The sequence below is a fragment of the Arthrobacter sp. 10T425 genome, assembly GCF_056393985.1.
Genome location: NZ_JBFTGZ010000131.1, coordinates 1 through 368, shown reverse-complemented (window position 1 = coordinate 368; position 368 = coordinate 1). Strand labels below are relative to the sequence as shown.

Sequence of the window (368 nt, the reverse complement as noted above, 5' to 3'; positions counted from 1 at the left end):
GGCCCATGCCCATGCCGTTCGGCTTTGTGGTGAACAGCGGCTCGAAGATGCGGTCCGCCAGTTGCGGATGGAAACCTTCGCCGCCGTCGTCGATGTCAATGCGCAGCACGTCTTGCGAGGGGCTGCATGCCAGCACCAGCAGTCTTTCGCCAGCCGGCTGCCCATGCATGGATTCCGCGCCGTTGATCAGCAGGCTGATGATGGCCTGTTGCAATTGCACACGTTCGCCGCGTACCTGCGTCGAAGGCGGGAATGCATCGAGGCGCAAATGCACGTTCATGGCATCGAGCGTGCAGGCGACGATCTCTGCCGCCTCTCGAACGGCCTCGCCGAGGTCGAAGGCGGTGAAGGTCGGCTCGACCTGGCGC

Annotated in this window: 1 protein-coding gene; it reads right to left on the bottom strand. The window is 63.9% G+C overall.

Going from position 1 to position 368, the window contains the following annotated elements; genetic code table 11:
* The coding region (locus tag AC1DDH_RS20855; RefSeq protein WP_476956276.1) for an ATP-binding protein at positions 1–368 on the bottom strand (368 nt) is incomplete at both ends.